The sequence below is a fragment of the Cupriavidus sp. LA-1 genome (assembly GCF_055385985.1).
Window position 1 is genome coordinate 730,224 of sequence record NZ_AP031388.1, and the last position, 15,892, is coordinate 746,115.

Here is a 15,892-nt window from a genome sequence, read left to right on the forward strand (position 1 = left end):
TCCTGATTCCACACCACATGTGTGCTCACCGGCGCTCTGCGGCACCCTGGGGCAGGGCCGATTATAGGGATACCGCCCGCCGCCGTGCGGCCCTCGGTGTTTTCCCTGACCTGCAATCGGACGATGTCCGTCCGGTCTGGCGCCGATCCAATGCAGGCATCCCCGCAGTGCAACCCAAGGAGAGCAACTCAGATGGATTTCACCGACAAGACCGTGCTGGTCACCGGCGGCGGCGCCGGCATCGGGCTCGCCACCGCGCAAGCCTTCCTGCAACAGGGTGCGCGCGTCGCGATCATCGAGATCGACGCGCAGCGCGCCGACCATGCCCACACGCTGCTGGCAAAGTCCGGCGCCGATGTGCTGGTGGTACAGGGTGACGCTACCGATGCCGGAACCGTACGCGAACTCGCCGCGCGGACCGAACAGCGGTTCGGGCGGCTCGACGTGCTGGTCAACAACGTCGGCGACTTCCTGCGTATCGCCAAGCCCTTCGAGCACTACACCGACGACGAGATCGCCGGCCTCTACGCCGCCAACCTCGGCCACGTCTTCACCGTCACGCGCGCCATGCTGCCGCTGCTGCGGCACAGCGCCGCCGGCAGCATCGTCAGCGTGTCGTCGATCGAAGGCTTCCGCGGCATTCCGTACTGCAGCGTCTACGGAGCCTTCAAGGCCGCCCTCACAGGCTTCACGCAGAGCCTGGCGCTGGAGCTGGCGCCGGCGGGCATCCGCGTCAACCTGATTGCTCCCGAGACCACCGAAACGCCGCAGGTGCCGGTGTCGCAGATGGTTGCCCCGGAGCACCAGCACCATATCCCGCGCTGGATCCCGCTGGGCCGCTTCGGCACGCCACAGGACATTGCCGACGGCATCCTGTTCCTGGCCAGCGCGCGCGCCGCCTGGATCACCGGCACCGCGCTGCATGTCAACGGCGGCGCCCTGGCCGCCGCCGGCTGGTACCGCGACCCCAACGGGGCGTGGACCAACATGCCGGTCGTCGCCGGCAACGGCATGAACCTCTGATGGCCGCGCCACGCGGCCACACCACCCAACCAAGGAGACAAGCATGAAGATACTGATCGTCGGTGGCACTGGCATGATCGGGGGCCACGCGGCCCTGCACCTGCGCAGCCGCGGGCACGATGTCACCATCGCGGGCCGCAACCGCCCCGCCGCCGGCACGCCGCTGGGCGGGCTGGACTTCCTGCGCTGCGACTACATCGCCAACGACCTGCCCGCGGCGCAACTCGGCGCCTTCGATGCGCTGGTTTTCGCCGCCGGCAACGATGTGCGCCACGTGCCGCCTGGCGGCGACGAGGCGGCACACTGGGAGCGCGCCAACGTCGAGGGCGTGCCGCGCTTCTTCCGCGCGGCGCGCGATGCCGGCATCCGGGTCGCCGTCCACGTCGGCAGCTTCTATCCGCAGGCAGCGCCGTCGCTGGTCGAGGGCAACGCGTATATCCGCTCGCGCAAGCTGGCCGATGAAGGCGTGCGCGCGCTGGCGACGCACGCCTTCCGCGTCGGCAGCGTCAATGCCCCGTTCGTCGTGGGCACGGTGCCGGGCCTGACGGTGCCGATGTTCAGGGCCTATACCGACTACGCCCGCGGCGGCTTTGCCCCGATGCCGGATTTCGCGCCGCCCGGCGGCGTCAATTTCATCTCGGCCACGTCGCTGTCGGAAGCGATCGAAGGCGCACTGCTGCGCGGCGAGAACGGCAAGGCCTACCTCGTGGGCGACGAGAACCTGACCTTCCAGGACTACTTTGGCGCGTTCTTCCGCGATGCGGGCCGCCCGGTGCCGCCTGTGATTGACCAGGAACATCCGTTGCTGCCGGACTCGGCCATCTGCTTCGGCCGCGGCAACACGCTCTACTATGAGCCCGATGCGGCCGAGACCGCCCTGCTCGGCTATCGCCGCCGCGACATCCTGCGCACGGTCAGCGAGATCGTGGCGCAGTACAGCTAAGGCACCACCGCGGCGGCTCGCGCAAGCCGGCCGCCGCGGCAGGTGCTACAGCCCCGAGATCAGTTGCGCGTTGTCGATGCGCAGTTCCGCACCGTTGATGAAGCGCGACGCGTCCGAAGCCAGGAACAGCACCAGGTTGGCCACATCCTCCGGCTGGCACATGCGTGCCATCGGGTCCGTGCCGATGCCCAGCGCCGCCGCATCCAGGTCCGGCACCAAGGCCTGCGTCATCGGCGTCCAGATGCCATCGGGGTGGATCGAATTGCAGCGGATGCGATAGCCGTTGCGCTTGCAGTGCACGGCCACGCTGCGGGTCAGCGCGGTCACGGCACCCTTGGCGCCGCTGTAGGCGCACATCATCGGCAGGCCGCCGAGGGCCGCCACGGACGACATCACGATGATGGAGCCGCCGGCCGGGTTGCCCTTCATCGCCTCGACGCCGAACCTGCAGCCGAGGAAGTAGCCGTCGGCATTGACCCGCATGACCTGGCGCCAGGTGTCGAGCGAGGTCTCCTCGATCGATCCCAGCGGACAGATGGCCGCATTGTTGACCAGCACGTCGAGCCGGCCGAAGCGGTCCTGCGTGGCGGCCATGGCCTTGCGCCAGTCCTCCTCGCTGGCAATGTCGTGGCGCACGAACAGCGCCGCATCGCCGATCTCGCGCGCCAGCGCCTGCCCGGCCTCCTCGTTGACATCGCTGAGCACCACGCGCGCGCCCTCGGCCGCCAGCAGCAGCGCGTCGGCGCGGCCTACCCCGCTGGCCGCGCCGGTGATGAGCGCGACCTTGTCCTTGACTTGATTCATTGTTCTCTCTCCTTGGTTGGTCCGCTTCAGCCGGCGTCGGGAATCCTGCCGGCCAGCACCGCGCGCAACGCGGCTTCGCCGTAGACCGCCGCCACGGTTTCATCGAGGATGGGATTACCGCGCAGCTCGCTGCCGCCATCGACGGCGATGCTCTGGCCCGTCACCCAGCCCGATTCCGGCCCGGCCAGGTAACGCACCGCACTGGCGATGTCGTTCGGCTCGCCGGCGCGGCCCAGCGGCATCTGCGCCACGAACTTGTCGAGGATGGCCGGGTTGTCGAACATCGGGCCGGTCGCGCCGGAGCGGGTGAGGCCCGGGCGCACCGCATTGACGCGGATGCCGCATCCGGCCAGTTCCTCCGCCGCCGCGCGCACGAAGGCCTCTAGGCCTGCCTTGGCGGCGCAGTACGCCGACAGCCAGCGGCAGGTCATGCGCGCCGCGTTCGACGAAATGCAGACGATGGCGCCGCCATGCGGCGCCATCAGCGGTGACGCGTGACGCACAGCCAGGAATGCGCTGGCGATGTTCAACTCCAGCTCCGCCATCAGCGATGCGGTGTCGTGCATCAGCATGGGACGGAAGCCGCCGCCGCCGACCGTCGCCACGACGATATCGAGGCGTCGCTCCAGCTCCCAGGCCTGCTGCAGCGCAGCCTGGACGTCATCCTCGCGGCACGCGTCGCCGACGCTGATTGCCACGGTGGCGCCAGCCACCTCCGCGCACAGCCTGCGCCGTGCCGCTTCCAGCGCTTCGCGCCGCCGTCCCATGAGTACGATGGCGGCGCCATCGCGCAGCAGCGCCAGCGCGCTGGCGGCACCGATGCCGCCGGCGCCGCCGGTAACGAGCGCGGTCTTGCCTCCGAGTACACGAATGGTCGTCATCATGCCCCCCGCAGCGGCAGGTCCTGCGTCCAGTCCACCAGCAGCTCGCGCGCGGCAATGCGCCACTGGCCGCCGCGTCGCTCGAAGCGGTCCTGGTAGCGGATGCCCCAGTCGAGCTTGCGCGGCACGCCGTCCTGTTCGTACAGGTGGTTGGCCACGCAATAGGTCTCGCCGGTCGCGGTGTCGCCGTCGACTTCGACCACCTGCTGGTGCACGTGATGCTGCGTGGCGCGGTACTGGCCGAGCGCTGTCATGCCGTCAGCGATGGCTTGCGCTCCGTCCATGCGGAAGCCCGGCCCGGTCAGCCGCGCATCCGGTGTAAACAGTTCCGCCAGGCTCGGAAAATCGCGCCGGTCCACCGCCTGCGCATAGCGGCAGGTCAGGGCATGGATGGCTTGCTTGTGCTCCAGTTCGGACATGGCCAGTCTCACTCCTTGTTGTGACCGCCGGTGCCGCGCTACGCCGCGCGGGCGGTCGTTGGGATGGCGACTATCGTCGGCCTTGCTGCGCCGGGGGCCATCGTCCGAGTGGGGTAGCCGCCGCGGGTACCGCTTAGTCCGAACGAAGGATGATGCGACGCCGCGCCCGCCCCAAGCTTCGATGGACGCGGGCGGCCCGGGCGGAGCCTGCGCATCACTGACACAGGAGACAGACATGAAGCAGGCGGAACAGGCCGTCGTCGCCGTCGTCACGGGCGGCTCGCGCGGTGCCGGCAAGGGCATCGCGCTGGCGCTCGGCGCGGCAGGCGCCACGGTGTACGTGACCGGACGCACGGAGCAGGAAGGCAGCGCGCCGCTGCCCGGCACCATTCACGCCACGGCGCGCGAAATCGATGCCCTGGGCGGGCGCGGCATCGCGGTCGCGTGCGACCATCGCGACGATGCGCAGGTGGCGCGTCTGTTCGGGCGTGTGCGCGAGGAATCCGGACGGATCGACATCCTGGTGAACAATGCGGCCTTCCTGCACGACGAGCTCATCATGCCGGGGCCCTTCTGGCAGAAGCCGCTGGAGATGGCCGGCATCCTCGACGTGGGCCTGCGCTCGGGCTATGTGGCCAGCTGGCATGCCGCGCCCATCATGGCCGGGCAAGGCCGCGGGCTGATCGTGTTCACTTCGTCATTCGGCGCCAACTGCTATATGCACGGCCCGGCCTACGGCGCCCAGAAGGCGGGCATCGACAAGTTCGCGCACGACATGGCGGTGGACCTGCGGCCCTACGGCGTGGCGGCGGTATCGCTGTGGATGGGCCCGCTGCGCACGGCCCGCACCCTGCGGGTGTGGGAGAAGCATCCGGACAAGTACGCGGCCTTCGCGCCGGTGGCGGAGACGCCGGAATTCACGGGCCGCATTATCGATGCGCTGTACCGCGATCCCGCGTTGATGGAAAAATCCGGCCAGGTGCTGATCGGCGCCGAGGCGGCGCTGGCCTATGGCATCGCCGATGCCGAAGGGGTGCAGCCGCCGTCGTACCGGCAGGCACTGGGCGGGCCGCCGCCGGTGCATCCGGCGATTGTGGAATAGCGATCGAACCGGCTGCCACCTCTGGCATACGCTCCCCTCTCCCGCAAGCGGGAGAGGGGAGCAAACCGCGAGTCTGCCTACGTGCCTTCCGACAACAACCCCGTCGTAAACACCGTCGACCGGATCAGCCACGTCCCATCGAGCCGCGCATACTCATCCGCATAGCGCCCCGTCAGGAACGTACGCGAACCACTGGCATCATCCAGCGCCAGGTACGCCAGGTCCCAGCTACCCCGCGCCGTGTTGTCATCCAGCACGCGGATATCCGCCTGCCCCGCGAAATGCATCTCCCGCAGCGTGGGCCGGCACGCCAGCTCGGCAAAGCACTGCACCAGCGCGTCGCGCCCGGCGAAGCTGCCGATCCGGTCATAGTGGATATGCGCGCTGTCCGGCACGAAGCAGGCGCGCATGGCATCGGGATCCTTGTCATCGCACGCGCGCAGGTAGCGCAGCTTGAGCGCGCGGATCGCCTCCGCGGCTTCCAGCCGCGCCAGGCGCCCGGCGATGGAGGCGATGTCGGTCATGGTGGATGCCTCGCTCATCAGGCTTCGCGCAACTGGTACTTCAGCACCTTGCCTGCCGCGCTGACCGGCAGCGACGTCACGAACAGTACCTCGCGCGGCACCTTGTAGTTGGCCATGTGCCGGCGCGCCCAGGCGATCAGGGTGTCGGCGTCCACGCGCGCGCCGTGGCGCAGCACCACGTAGGCGCGCCCCACTTCGCCCAGCCGCTCGTGCGGCATGCCCACCACGGCCACCTGGGCCACGGCCGGGTGAGCCACCAGCAGCTTTTCGACCTCGGCCGGGTAGCAGTTGAAGCCGCCCACGATAAACATGTCCTTGATGCGGTCGGTGATGCGCAGGTAGCCGCGCGCATCGAGCGTGCCGACATCGCCGGTATGCAGCCAGCCGTCGCCGTCGATGGTCTCGGCCGTGGCTTCGGGCAAGCCGAAGTAGCCCCGCATCACGTTGTAGCCGCGCACCAGCACCTCGCCCGGCTCGCCGGTGGCGACCGGCTGCCCCTGCGCGTCGACGCAAGCTATCTCGATGCCCGGCATGGCGCGGCCCGACGTGGCGGCGACGGTTTCGGCGTCATCGCCGGCGCGGGTCAGCGTGGCAAAGCCGCACGATTCGGTCAGGCCGTAACCGGTGATGATGGTGTCGAAGCCCAGTTCGTCGCGCATGCGCTGGATCAGAACGGGCGCGATCGCCGAGGCGCCGGTCACCGCGACGCGCAGCGAAGACAGGTCGAATTCGCGCAGGCGCGGCGCGTTGAGCAGGGTCTGGTACAGCGTCGGCGGCCCGGGCAGCACCGTGATGCCTTCGTTCTCCACGCGCGTCATCACGGCCTCGGCGTCGAACACCAGGTGGGGCAGCACCGTGGCCCCGCGCGACAGCGCGGCGAGCCATCCGGCCTTGTAGCCGAAGGTATGGAAGAACGGATTGACGATCAGGTAGCGGTCGCCCGGCCGCACCCCCGTGATGGCGGCCCAGCCGTCGATGGCGCGCAGGTTCTGCGCGTGGGCGGTCATCACGCCCTTGGGCCGCCCGGTCGTGCCCGAGGTGAACATGATGTCCATCAGCGTGTCGCCGCGCACGCCGGCCTCGCGCTTTGCGAACGTCGCCATGTCCGCCTGCGGCGCCAGCGCGAGGAAGGCTTCCCATGCCAGCTCGTCGGGGCCGGGCACCCTGCCCTGCCCGGGGCGCAGGATCACCAGCCGCTCCAGTGTGGCGGGACGGTGCGGGGCCAGCATCAGCGGATAGCTTTCGCCGAGGAAGGCGTCGACGCAGAACAGCAGGCGCGCGCCGCTGTCGGCCAGCACGGCACCGGCTTCGGCCCCCTTCATGCGCGTGTTGAGCGGCACCAGCGCAGCGCCCACGCTGTGCGTGGCCAGCGCCGCGATGATCCATTCGGAGTAGTTCGGCGCCCACACGGCAACGCGGTCGCCCGGCTGCACGCCCAGCGCCATCAGCGCCCGGGCCGCCTGTATCCGGCTGGCATCGAGCGCGGCGTAGGTCAGGCGCAGCCCGTCTTCCTGGATGGCGATACGCTCGCCGTGGCGCCTGGCGGCGCGCCGCACCAGTTCGGGAATGGTCCCCGCAATGTCGTCGTTTGCCGCGGCTTCGTTGCCGGCCGGTGCCACAAGGGCGTCGATGGTGTCAGATGGGGTCATGTCAATCCGGGAACTTCAGGTGGATTTCACCGCTGGCCGGGCGGGCCTGGCAAGCCAGGGTCCAGCCCGCCTCCAGGTCGGCGCGGTCGAGCACATGGTTCTCGCCGAGCGTCACGTCGCCCTGCGTCACCTGGCACATGCAGGCGCCGCACAGCCCGGCACGGCAGGAATTGGGCGCGGCCACGCCGGCGCGTTGAAGGGCATCGAGCACGGTTTCGTCCGGCGCCACGCCGACGTGGTGGGTCTCGCCGTCCAGCTGCACGGTCAGCGCGGCACCGCGCATCGCTGGCGCCGCAGACGCCGGGGCGGGATCCCCCGCGCTGGCGGCCTCGCTTGCCGGCATCTTCATCGCCGGCGCATCGGGCAAGGACACGAAGCGCTCCACATGCAGCTGCCCGCGCGGTACCCCCAGGGCCTGCAGCGCGGCCTGGGCGCCGTCCATGAACGGGCCGGGGCCGCAGACAAAGCATTGCGCCACGCTCCACGGCCGCACCAGTTCCTCGATCTGGCGCTGCGTGGGCGGTCCCTGCACGCTGTCCAGCCAGTGGATCACGCGCAGCCGTCCGGGATGGCTGCGCGCCAGTTCCGCGAGCGCCTCGCGAAAGATGATGGAGTGCTCGTCGCGGTTGGCATAGACCAGCGTGACCGCGCCGCGCCCGTGGCGCAGCGCCGCCTTGGCGATCGACAGCACCGGCGTGATGCCGCTGCCGCCGGCCAGCAGCAGGAAATCGCCATGCAGCGCGGGCGGGGTGAAGACACCGGCGGGCGGCATCACCTCGACCGTATCGCCCGCGCCCAGGTGGTCGCAGATCCAGTTGGACACGCGCCCGCTCTGCACGCGCTTGACCGTCACGCGCAAGGCGCCGTCGACACCCGGCGTGCTCGACAGCGAATAGCAGCGCTGCAGCGGCACGCCGTCGACAGGCACGCGCAAGGTCAGGAACTGGCCCGGACGGTAGGAAAACGTGTCGCGCAGGCCGTCCGGCAGCGCGAATACCAGCGAATGCGCCTGGTCAGTTTCCGTGACGACTTCGGCGATCTGCAGCCGGTGGAATTGCACTGGCGCCATGATGTCCTTCTTCTGCTTGGGGCGCGCTCAGGCCACGCCCATGATGGTCTGCGCGTTGTCGATGCGCAGTTCCGCGCCGTTGATAAAGCGCGATTCGTCGGAGGCCAGGAACAGCACCAGATTGGCCACGTCGCGCGGGTGGCACATGCGCTGCATCGGCTCGGCGCCGCCCACCTCTTCCGGCAGGGCCGTGGCGCCGCCCGGCAGGAAGGCCGCGGTCATCGGCGTGAGGATGCCGTCCGGGTGGATGGAGTTGCAGCGGATGCGGTAGCCGCTCTGCTTGCAATGCCCCGCCACCGCGCGCGTCAGCGCGGTCACCGCGCCCTTGCTTGCGCTATAGGCGCAGAACGCGCCCATGCCGCCCAGCGCCGCCACCGACGACATATTGACGATGCTGCCGCCGCCCGCCTTCATCGCGGCCACGCCGTACTTGCAGCCGAGGAAGTAGCCGTCGGCGTTGATGCGCATCACACGCTGCCATTGCTCCAGCGTGGCGTCCTCGACCGAACCCAGCATCAGGATGGCGGCATTGTTGACCAGCACGCTGGGCGCGCCAAATTGCTTTTCAGTGCGCGCCATCACCTGCTGCCAGCCGGCTTCGCTGGCGATGTCGTGCGGCACGAACAGCGCGGTCTCGCCGATCTCGCGCGCCAGCGCATGGCCGGCTTCCTCGTTGAGGTCGGTCAGCACCACGCGCGCGCCTTCGCGCGCCAGCAGCAGTGCGTCTTCCTTGCCGACGCCGCTGGCGGCCCCGGTGACAATGGCGATCTTTCCTTCAGTACGTCGGTTCATGCGTTGTCTCCTCGTTGGTGTGTGCCCCCCGGTCAGCGGCGGGCTGTCGTGTCAGATGGCGGCCTGCGTTACGTCCCGACCAGATGCAGTCGGCAAGCGACAGGCCGCTTACGTAATGATTGGATGCGATGCCGACAGCATTGCGGCCTACGGCATAGAGCCCTGGAATGGGTGCCCCGCCGGCCGCGGCCAGCACGCGGCCACTGCACTCTTCGACCGACAGGCCGCCCAGCGTGATCGCCGGACACGGAAAAACGCGGCTGTTGGCCGAGATGTCGATGGCAAGCCAGGGTCCGGTTTCAAGCGACGCGCACATGGCCGCCGACTTGCCGGCCGGATCGGGAATCTCGCCGCGGGCCGCGGCGTTACAGGCATCGACGGTGGCCCGCAGCACGGCGCCGGGCATGCCCAGCTTGCCGGCAAGCGCTTCGAGGCTGGCGGCGCGCCGCGCCCCCGCGAGCATCAGCAGTGCCGCCGGCAAGGCCTGGAAGGCCCACAGCCGGCCACTCAGGCATTCGCGCAAGGCGGTGCGCGCCAGTTCGCGGTTCAGGATCAGCCAGGCCCGCCCGCCGTGTCGTTCGCAGATGGCGTGGCCAAGGGTGGCACCATAGGTTTCCTCGTTGCCGATGCGCGCGCCCTGCGCATCGACCACGCAGCCGCGTGCCCAGTCGAACGGCGGATTGATGAAGCGCCAGGCCGACACGCGCTCGAGGTGCCGCGTGGCCGCGCCGGCCGACTCGCCGAGGCGGATGCCGCTGCCGTCGCAGCCGGTTGCGCCAAGGCGCCAGGTCTGCAGGTACTTGCCCGCGTGGCGCGCCACCATGGCGCGGTTGAAGATAAAGCCCCCGGTGGCCAGCACCACCGCGCCGGTGCGCACCGCGACCGGGCGCGCATGGCGCAGTTCAAGCTGCAGCACGCGCTCGCGCAGCAGGTCGGCCAGCGCCGGCATGGCATTGTGCAGGCGCTCGGCCAGGCGCGCGAGGCGGGCGTGGCGCTTCTGGAGGCGTCCCGGTGGCACTTGCCACAGCTCGATACCGACGACCGCCCCATTCTTGTCAAGGATCAGCCGCCGCGCCGCGGTCTGGCGCATCACCGTCACTTCCGGCCGGGCCTGCACGGCGGCGCGCATCACGCCATACAGCGTGCGGCCGGACATGCCGGGGCCTTTCACGCGGTGACCACGGGGCGCGGGCGCGGCATGCTGCGCATACGCAGCCACCGCTTCGTTGCCGGAGTAGTACAGGTAGTAGGGCTGCGCCGGATACGAGGTCTTGCGCGGCGGCACGGTGGCAGCAAACTGCACGCCCAGGCCTTCCAGCCATCCGATCATCTCGCGGCTGCGCTGGCAGAAGTCCTGCAGCGTGGCCTCGCTGACGACCCCGCCCGTTTCCTGGCGCAGGTAGCCGGCCATCGCCTGCGGCGTATCGGCATAGCCAGCGGCGGACTGGTAGGCCGTGCCGCCGCCGGCATAGACCACCCCGCCGCTCTTCGCACTGGCACCACCGCCTTCGAAGCGTTCCGCAATGATCACGCGCGCGCCGCCGTGCGCGGCTTCCAGCGCGGCACAGGCCCCGGCGGCGCCGAAGCCCACCACCACGGCGTCGCAGGTGGTCTGCCACGGGTGCGCGTCCGGATCGTCCAGGCGCAGCGGTGCGTGGACTGGCGTGACGGAATCGGGCAAGGGATGCATGCTGCCGGCGCTCCAGGGTTTATGCCGAACACAGCGCACCCAGCGGCGCGGACGTGGTATAGGCACCGTCGACATAGACCAGCGGCGACACCTCGCCGGCCAGCCGCACTTCGCGCAGCCGCCCGATGAAGACCGCGTGCGTGCCATAGTCGAAGCGGCCATCCTGCTGGCAGAACAGGTTGGCCTGGGCGTTGCGCAGGCTCGGCACGCCGAGCAGGTCGTCCTCCCACTCGCCGCTGGTGAAGCGCTCTTCTCCCTTGAGCCGGCCGCTGCAATCGACCGCGATATCGCGGTGGTCCGCGGCGAGCAGGTTGATGCAGAAGTCCGCGCCGGCATCCAGCGGCGGGTAGATCGACGAATTCCGGTTGATGCAGATCAGCAGCGAGGGCGGGTCCGCGGACAGCGAATCGACCGCGGTCACGGACATCGAATAGCGGCGCTCGCCATGGCGGCAGCTGATCACCGCCACCGAGCGCGCCATGCGGCGCATCGCCATCAGCATGTCTTCGCGCAGCGCGGTGCTGGTTTCTGCGCTGGTGTCGGGACTGGCGCTCATAGGGCCTCCTGTACAGTTTGAGCGTGGGGCGCGGCGGCAGGCTGGCGCGGGTGCTGCGAGAGCACGTCGGCAGCGATAAAGCCGAAGGTCATGGCCGGGCCCAGGGTGGAGCCCGCGCCGGGATAGCTGGTGCCCATCATCGAGGCACTGGTATTGCCGATGGCGAAGAGGCCGGCGATGGCTGAGCCGTCGTCGCGCAGCACGCGCGCGCTGGCGTCGGTCGCGAGGCCGCCCTTGGTACCGATGTCGCCGGCATCGATGCGCACCGCGTAGAACGGCGCCTTGCCGATCGGCGCAAGGCAGGGATTGGGCCGCACCGCAGGGTCGCTGTAGTAGGTATCGAACAGGTTGTCGCCCTTGCCGAACTCCTCGTCCACGCCGGTGGCCGCGTAGCCGTTCATGCGCGCCACGCTCTCGGCCAGGCCAGCGGCATCGACACCGATCTGCTGCGCCAGCTGTGCCAGCGTGTCGGCGCGCACCAGAATGCCGGCGAGGCTTGCGGGAATGCTGCGGTCCGGCATGACCGAACCGGGCAGGATCGGCCCGCACGGATACTTGTGGCGGAAGGTGGCGTCGAACACCATCCACGCCGGCACGCTGTTGCCGGTCTTTTCGTGGTCGCGGTACATGGCGGGCACGAACTCGGAATACGGCGCGGCCTCGTTGACGAAGCGCCGGCCCTGCCCGTTCACCACCAGGCAGCCCGGCATGGCGCGCTCGATAAAGAGCGCGCGCTGCTTTTCCTCACCCTGCACATGCACGGTGGGCGCGCCCCAGACATGGGACATCAGCGCCACGCCGGCTCCTGCGGCCTGGGCGGCGCGGATGGCGTCGCCGGTGTTGTTGGGCGGCGTCGCGCTCCAGGCGGCCCGGGTCGGTTGCGGCAGGTATTGTTCGCGCATCGCCTGGTTGCGCTCGAAGCCGCCGGCGGCCAGGATCACGCCGCGCAGCGCGCGGATCTCGACCACGCGCCCGTCCTGCACGGCGCGCACGCCGCGGACGGTGCCGTCTTCGACAATCAGGTCCTGCAGCGCGGTATCGAGCCACAGCGGAATCGCGCGGTCCATCATGGCGCGCCGCAGCCCGCCGGCCAGGCTGTTGCCGAGCGTGAGCCGGCGGTCGCGCCGGGTCTTGCGGCGCCAGCCCAGATCGAGCCAGTAGCGGGCGAACTGGCGCACCGCCAGGCCCAGCCAGCCGGGCCCGCGGCACAGCAGCACATGCGCCTCGGCCGAGGTCACGGCCACGCGCCCGCCCACCAGCGTGCCCGGCGAGGGCGGCCGCAGCCGCGCGAATTCCTCGCGCAGGCGCGCGCCGTCGAACGGCATCGGGTCGAGCGCGCGGTAGCCGGGCATCGCCCCCGGAAGCTTCTGGAAGTAGTCCGCGTAGCGCGGCAGCGTGTAGTACCGCACGCCGGCCTGCTGCTCCAGGTACTGGAGCATGCGCGGCGCCTGCTCCAGGTAGGCGCGCACGCGCTGCGGATCGCCGTGCTCGCCGGTGCAGGCCAGCACGTATTCCAGGGCCGTGGCGTAGTCGTCCTGCCCGCCTGCCGGCGCGATATGGTGGTTCAGCGGAATCCAGATGCCGCCGCCGGACACCGCCGAGGTGCCGCCGTACTGGCTGCTTTTCTCCAGCACCACCACCGACAGGCCGCGGTCGGCGGCGCGGCAGGCGGCCAGCATGCCGCCGGCGCCCGAGCCAACCACCACCACGTCAAACTCGCTGGGCTGCATGCGCGCTCTGCTCTGGCTCATGTTGGGTCCCCGTGCCGGTGCGGCTCAGATGAAGAAGTCAGTGTTGGCGCGCCCCATCATCACGCCGCCCAGGTTCTGGCCGAAGCGGTCCAGGTTGTTGGCGTAGTGGGCGCGGGCCGCATGCAGGTCGAGGAAGCGGCGCACCATCGGGTTGCTGCGGTAGATGCCGTTGCCGCCGGCATAGCGCAGCAGGCCGTTGGCCAGCTGCGCGCAGCGCTCGGCCACCTGCGCGGACTGGTAGCGGAAATGCAGGCGGCGCGGCGTCGGCACCTGGCCGCCCTCGCGCGCAACGGCCAGCAGCTCGTCGAAATTGCGCTCCAGGATGGTCCGCATCTCGTCGATGGCCACCTGTGCATTGGCGCAAGCCATCTGCGCGCCGCCGTCTTCTGCGGTCTTGCTGCCGCCATTGCTGCTGACGCGGCCGTCGGCGTACGCGACAAAGTCGTCGAGCGTGCCTTCGAGCGCGCCGATGCAGGCGGTGCACACCGCGCGCACGAAGATCTGCGCGAACGGCAGCTGGTACAGCGGCGCGTCATTGACGGCCAGCCCCGGGCTGGTGCCCATCGCGCCATCGACGGCACGGTGGGTGCGGTAGTCGGGCACGAACACGTCGTCGACCACGATATCGTGGCTGCCGGTCGCGCGCAGGCCCAGCACATCCCAGTTGCGCACGATCCTGTAGTCGGAGCGCGGCAGCAGGAAGGTGCGGTAGTCGTAGGCGCCGCCCGGCTCGGCCGGCGGCACCAGCCCGCCCAGGAAGATCCAGTCGCACAGCTCGCTGCCGCTCGAGAACTTCCAGTGGCCGGAGAAGCGATAGCCGCCGTCCACCGGCGTGACCTTGCCCACCGGCATATAGGTCGACGCGATCAGCGTGGCGGGGTTGCTGCCCCACACTTCCTGCTGCGCGCGCTCGTCGAACAGGGCCAGCTGCCAGTTGTGCACGCCGACCACGCCGTAGACCCAGGCCGTGGACATGCAGCCTTTGGCCAGCGCCATCTGGATGCGGAAGAAGGTCTGCGGATCCAGCTCGTAGCCGCCGTGGCGGCGGGGCTGCAGCACCTTGAAGAAGCCCGCGGCCTGCATCTCGGCGATGGTCTCGGCGGGAATGCGCCCTGCAGCCTCGGCCTGCTCTGCGCGCTCGGCCAGTACCGGGATCATCTGCTCGGCGCGCGCGATCAGCCGTGCCGCCAGTTCCTTGGGATTGTTGTCGTGATGCACCGCGGTCTCCTTGTTGCCTCGTTTTTGTGGCTGGCATCGATGTTTGCACCGGTGGTGCGGGGTGCCATCGTCTGTTGGGACTAGCCCTGCCGAAACTGGCGCGCCACACTTTGGCGACGCGTCTCCCGACTCCCGACGGTGTGCTCCCTCTCCCGCTTGCGGGAGAGGGTTGGGGTGAGGGCCAGCGTGTCCTACGAAGTCAGGCCTGCGGTATGCCACCGCCTGCCCTCACCCCCTGCCCCTCTCCCGCAGGCGGGAGAGGGGAGCAAACCAGCGGGCTTGCGTAGCCTTGGTCAGGCCAGCGCGCGCAGCTTGCGTCCCTGCTTGCGGAAATGCGGGATCACGTGCTCACCGATATTGCGGATGGTTTCCAGCTGCGCCCACTGCGGCACCGTGCCCATCTGGCAGATGAACAGGATCTCGTCGGCGCCGGCATCGATCAGGCGCTGCACATAGCCGATGCAGTCCTGCACCGTGCCATAGGCATGGTTGGGGTTGAGCATCATCATCGACGGGTCGCTGAAGTCCACCGAGACCTTCTCGGAGGCAAACTTGGTGTTGATGACGGCCTTGCCCTGCGCGTCCGTGGCGGTGACATGCTCGTCGTCCCAGGTGGACGGGTCGGGGCGCTCGCCGCCGGCATACCAGTACGACAGCGACTCCATGAAATAGCGCTGGCCCTTGATGCCGATCTTGCGCGCGGCCATGCCGTCGTCCAGCACGATGGTCGGGCACAGCGCGGCCAGGTGCTGGTGCGGGCGGAAGCCCACCTGGTCCTCGGGCTTGCGCGTTTCCCACGCGGCGCGGTAGATCTCGTTCTTCTTGGCCACATCCTCGGGGCCACCGAAGCCCAGCACCAGCGCCCCCATGCCGCGCGCGCCGGCGCGCTGCAGCGTATCGGCATTGGTGCAGGCCAGGTACATCAGCGGGTGCGGGTCCTGGCGCGGCTTGGGGTGGATCGGACGGCGCGGGATCTTGATGAACTCGCCGTCGTGCTCGATCTCGTCCTGCGTGAGGATCTTCGGGATCAGGTACATCGACTCGTCGATCATCGGGTGCAGGCTGTTCAGGTCGTAGCCGAAGGTGCCGGCCTCTTGCTGGGTGCCGCCCTTGCCCACGCCAAAGTGCACGCGGCCGCCGGACAGGATGTCCAGCGTGGCGATGCGCTCGGCCACCTTGACCGGATGGTTCATCGCCGGCGGCAGGCAGACCACGCCGTGGCCGATGCCGATACGCTGCGTGCGCCCGGCGACGAAGGCCAGGAAGGTCTCCGGTGCGCTCATGTGGGCGTAGTTGGTCAGCGCGGTGTGCTCGACCGCCCAGACCACGTCAAAGCCCATGTCCTCGGCCAGCACCACCTGTTCCATGATTTCATCGAACACCTTGTGGTCACCGGCGCGCGAGGCATCGACGGTCTGGGCTTCATAGATCAGTGAAAAACGCATTGCAGTCCCCTTCCCTAGCATTGATG

At 69.5% G+C, this 15,892-nt stretch carries 15 protein-coding genes; 3 read left to right on the forward strand and 12 right to left on the reverse strand.

The genetic code is table 11. From position 1 onward, the window contains the following. The first annotated feature begins 192 nt into the window (after positions 1–192). Together ACZ5MJ_RS22415 and ACZ5MJ_RS22420 are read left to right on the forward strand one after the other, a co-directional pair. Complete coding sequence (locus ACZ5MJ_RS22415; protein WP_464225841.1) at positions 193–1,023, forward strand: SDR family NAD(P)-dependent oxidoreductase; 831 nt, start codon at positions 193–195, stop codon at positions 1,021–1,023. 43 nt (positions 1,024–1,066) lie between these two features. Then, positions 1,067–1,966, forward strand: a complete 900-nt coding sequence (locus tag ACZ5MJ_RS22420; RefSeq protein WP_464225842.1) for an NAD-dependent epimerase/dehydratase family protein — start codon at positions 1,067–1,069, stop codon at positions 1,964–1,966. A gap of 45 nt (positions 1,967–2,011) precedes the next feature. Here ACZ5MJ_RS22420 and ACZ5MJ_RS22425 read toward each other — a convergent pair whose 3' ends face one another. Genes ACZ5MJ_RS22425 through ACZ5MJ_RS22435 form a run of 3 tightly spaced genes read right to left on the reverse strand, consistent with a single transcriptional unit; the run spans position 2,012 to position 4,070 of the window. Continuing rightward, positions 2,012–2,770, reverse strand: a complete 759-nt coding sequence (locus tag ACZ5MJ_RS22425; protein ID WP_464225843.1) for an SDR family oxidoreductase — start codon at positions 2,768–2,770, stop codon at positions 2,012–2,014. A gap of 26 nt (positions 2,771–2,796) precedes the next feature. Further along, a complete protein-coding gene (locus ACZ5MJ_RS22430; protein WP_464225844.1) occupies positions 2,797–3,654 on the reverse strand; it encodes an SDR family NAD(P)-dependent oxidoreductase in 858 nt (285 codons plus the stop codon). Further along, positions 3,651–4,070 (reverse strand): nuclear transport factor 2 family protein, encoded by a 420-nt coding sequence (locus ACZ5MJ_RS22435; protein ID WP_464225845.1) that lies wholly within the window; start codon positions 4,068–4,070, stop codon positions 3,651–3,653. The genes ACZ5MJ_RS22430 and ACZ5MJ_RS22435 overlap by 4 nt, the downstream gene beginning before the upstream one ends. 235 nt (positions 4,071–4,305) lie before the next feature. On the opposite strand from ACZ5MJ_RS22435, the gene ACZ5MJ_RS22440 reads away from it, so the two are divergent. Then, positions 4,306–5,172, forward strand: a complete 867-nt coding sequence (locus tag ACZ5MJ_RS22440) for an SDR family NAD(P)-dependent oxidoreductase (RefSeq protein WP_464225846.1) — start codon at positions 4,306–4,308, stop codon at positions 5,170–5,172. Positions 5,173–5,249: 77 nt separating this feature from the next. Here ACZ5MJ_RS22440 and ACZ5MJ_RS22445 read toward each other — a convergent pair whose 3' ends face one another. From ACZ5MJ_RS22445 to ACZ5MJ_RS22485, 9 genes are all read right to left on the reverse strand, one after another. After that, positions 5,250–5,696 carry a nuclear transport factor 2 family protein gene (locus tag ACZ5MJ_RS22445; protein WP_464225847.1) on the reverse strand — a complete coding sequence of 149 codons (447 nt, stop codon included), beginning with the start codon at positions 5,694–5,696 and terminating at the stop codon, positions 5,250–5,252. A gap of 17 nt (positions 5,697–5,713) precedes the next feature. Continuing rightward, on the reverse strand, positions 5,714–7,345 hold the full coding sequence (locus tag ACZ5MJ_RS22450; protein WP_464225849.1) for a FadD3 family acyl-CoA ligase: 1,632 nt from the start codon (positions 7,343–7,345) through the stop codon (positions 5,714–5,716). 1 nt (position 7,346) lies between these two features. Continuing rightward, a complete protein-coding gene (locus tag ACZ5MJ_RS22455) occupies positions 7,347–8,414 on the reverse strand; it encodes a 2Fe-2S iron-sulfur cluster-binding protein (RefSeq protein ID WP_464225850.1) in 1,068 nt (355 codons plus the stop codon). 27 nt (positions 8,415–8,441) lie between these two features. Next, complete coding sequence (locus ACZ5MJ_RS22460; protein WP_464225851.1) at positions 8,442–9,206, reverse strand: SDR family oxidoreductase; 765 nt, start codon at positions 9,204–9,206, stop codon at positions 8,442–8,444. After that, on the reverse strand, positions 9,190–10,896 hold the full coding sequence (locus tag ACZ5MJ_RS22465; RefSeq protein ID WP_464225853.1) for an FAD-binding protein: 1,707 nt from the start codon (positions 10,894–10,896) through the stop codon (positions 9,190–9,192). Before ACZ5MJ_RS22465 ends, ACZ5MJ_RS22460 begins: the two co-directional genes overlap by 17 nt. 19 nt (positions 10,897–10,915) lie before the next feature. Beyond that, positions 10,916–11,452 carry a flavin reductase family protein gene (locus ACZ5MJ_RS22470; protein WP_115215225.1) on the reverse strand — a complete coding sequence of 179 codons (537 nt, stop codon included), beginning with the start codon at positions 11,450–11,452 and terminating at the stop codon, positions 10,916–10,918. Further along, the gene (locus tag ACZ5MJ_RS22475) at positions 11,449–13,203 is read right to left on the reverse strand and encodes an FAD-dependent oxidoreductase (RefSeq protein WP_464225854.1); all 1,755 of its coding nucleotides are present in this window, start codon (positions 13,201–13,203) and stop codon (positions 11,449–11,451) included. Before ACZ5MJ_RS22475 ends, ACZ5MJ_RS22470 begins: the two co-directional genes overlap by 4 nt. Before the next feature lie 24 nt (positions 13,204–13,227). Continuing rightward, positions 13,228–14,421, reverse strand: a complete 1,194-nt coding sequence (locus ACZ5MJ_RS22480; RefSeq protein WP_464225855.1) for an acyl-CoA dehydrogenase family protein — start codon at positions 14,419–14,421, stop codon at positions 13,228–13,230. Between the two features lie 293 nt (positions 14,422–14,714). After that, on the reverse strand, positions 14,715–15,866 hold the full coding sequence (locus tag ACZ5MJ_RS22485; protein WP_464225856.1) for an LLM class flavin-dependent oxidoreductase: 1,152 nt from the start codon (positions 15,864–15,866) through the stop codon (positions 14,715–14,717). Positions 15,867–15,892 lie beyond the last annotated feature (26 nt).